This window comes from Streptomyces panaciradicis (assembly GCF_023516615.1).
GTDB classification, from domain to species: domain Bacteria; phylum Actinomycetota; class Actinomycetes; order Streptomycetales; family Streptomycetaceae; genus Streptomyces; species Streptomyces panaciradicis.
Map to the genome: position 1 here is coordinate 1 of NZ_JAMGBF010000243.1, position 2,446 is coordinate 2,446.

Sequence of the window (2,446 nt, forward strand, 5' to 3'; positions counted from 1 at the left end):
TCGGCCACGATCGGACGGACGAGAGAGCGTTTCTCCTTCAGCGAGCGGACGTCACCGAGGAGCAGGTCGAAGGACAGAGTCCCCACATACATGTGTGTCCGGATGTCCCGCCGGTTCGGGATAGGGGCCTCCCCGGTTCGAGCGAAGCCGAGAACCGGGGAAGGGCGCCACGCTTGGACGCCGATACCGGAACCGTACACGCAACGGCCGGGGCCGATCGACGGAAATTCCGTGAGGGAACTTCCCCGCCGACCGGCCCCGATCGCGTGCTGGATCAGACGCGCGGCTTCTCGCGCATCTCGTACGTCGCGATGACGTCGTCGACCTTGATGTCGTTGAAGTTGCCGAGGTTGATACCGCCCTCGAACCCTTCGCGGATCTCGGTGACGTCGTCCTTGAAGCGACGCAGACCCTCGATGTTGAGGTTCTCCGCGATGACCTTGCCGTCGCGGATGAGGCGCGCCTTGGTGTTGCGGCGGACCTCGCCGGAGCGGATGAGCACACCCGCGATGTTGCCCAGCTTGGACGAGCGGAAGACCTCGCGGATCTCCGCCGTGCCGAGCTCGACCTCCTCGTACTCCGGCTTGAGCATGCCCTTCAGGGCCGCCTCGATCTCCTCGATCGCCTGGTAGATGACCGAGTAGTACCGGACGTCCACGCCCTCGCGCTCGGCCATCTGCGCCGCGCGGCCGGCCGCGCGGACGTTGAAGCCGATCACGATGGCGTCGGAGCCCATCGCCAGGTCGATGTCGGACTCCGTGACCGCACCGACGCCGCGGTGCAGGACGCGGATGTCGACCTCTTCGCCGACGTCCAGCTGGAGCAGGGACGACTCGAGCGCCTCGACGGAACCGGAAGCGTCACCCTTGATGATGAGGTTGAGCTGCTGGACCTCGCCGGCCTTGAGCACCTTGTCCAGGTCCTCGAGGGAGACACGGCGCGTGCGCTTGGCGAACGCGGCGTTGCGCTCACGGGCGGCGCGCTTCTCGGCGATCTGACGGGCCGTACGGTCCTCGTCCACCACCAGGAAGTTGTCGCCCGCACCCGGGACGTTGGTCAGGCCCAGGACCTGGACCGGCGTCGCGGGTCCGGCCTCGGCGACGTTGTTGCCGTTGTCGTCGAGCATGGCGCGCACGCGGCCGTAGGCGTCGCCCACCACCATCGTGTCGCCGACCCGCAGCGTGCCTCGCTGCACGAGGACCGTCGCCACGGCACCGCGGCCGCGGTCGAGGCGGGACTCGATGCTGATGCCCTGCGCGTCCTGGTTCGGGTTGGCCCGCAGGTCGAGCGAGGCGTCGGCCGTCAGGATCACGGCCTCCAGCAGGGAGTCGATGTGCAGACCCTGCTTGGCGGAGATGTCGACGAACATCGTGTCGCCGCCGTACTCCTCGGCCACCAGCCCGTACTCGGTGAGCTGACCGCGCACCTTGGTCGGGTCGGCGCCCTCGACGTCGATCTTGTTGACCGCGACGACGATCGGGACGTCGGCCGCCTTGGCGTGGTTGAGCGCCTCGACCGTCTGCGGCATGACGCCGTCGTTGGCCGCGACGACCAGGATCGCGATGTCGGTCGACTTCGCACCACGGGCACGCATGGCGGTGAACGCCTCGTGACCCGGGGTGTCGATGAAGGTGATCTTGCGCTCTTCGTCGTTGACCTGGGTCGCGACCTGGTAGGCACCGATGTGCTGGGTGATGCCGCCGGCCTCGCCCGCGATGACGTTCGTCTTGCGGATGGCGTCGAGGAGCCGGGTCTTACCGTGGTCGACGTGACCCATGACGGTGACGACCGGCGGGCGGACCACCAGGTCCTCCTCGTCGCCCTCGTCCTCACCGAACTCGATGTCGAAGGACTCGAGCAGCTCGCGGTCCTCCTCCTCGGGGCTGACGATCTGAACCGTGTAGTTCATCTCGTCGGCGAGGAGCTGCAGGGTCTCGTCGGAGACGGACTGCGTGGCCGTGACCATCTCGCCGAGGTTCATCATGACCGCGACGAGCGACGCCGGGTTGGCGTTGATCTTCTCCGCGAAGTCGGTGAGCGAGGCACCGCGCGACAGGCGAATGGACTCGCCGTTGCCGCGAGGCAGCATCACGCCGCCGACCGACGGGGCCTGCATGGCCTCGTACTCCTGGCGCCTCTGCCGCTTCGACTTGCGGCCACGGCGCGCGGGACCGCCGGGACGGCCGAAGGCGCCCTGCGTGCCACCACGACCGCCCGGACCACCGGGACGACCGCCGAAGCCGGGACGGCCACCGCCACCCGCACCGGGACCACCGGGACGACCGGCGAAACCGCCGCCACCGCCACCGGGACCGCCGGGACGACCGGCGAAGCCGCCGCCACCGCCACCCGGGCGACCGGCGAAGCCGCCGCCACCCGGACGACCGCCGCCGCCACCGGGACGACCGCCGCCGCCGGGACCACGACCGCCGGGACCGCCGCCACC

Annotated in this window: 2 protein-coding genes; both read right to left on the bottom strand. The window is 69.5% G+C overall.

Going from position 1 to position 2,446, the window contains the following annotated elements; all coding sequences use genetic code 11:
* Positions 1 to 92 (bottom strand): DUF503 family protein (locus tag M8J74_RS42585; protein ID WP_249841529.1); only part of this gene is annotated, 92 nt, incomplete at its 3' end.
* A 182-nt stretch (positions 93 to 274) separates the two neighbouring features.
* Positions 275 to 2,446, bottom strand: a 2,172-nt coding sequence (gene infB / locus M8J74_RS42590; protein WP_249841528.1) for a translation initiation factor IF-2, incomplete at its 5' end; no start/stop codon positions are given.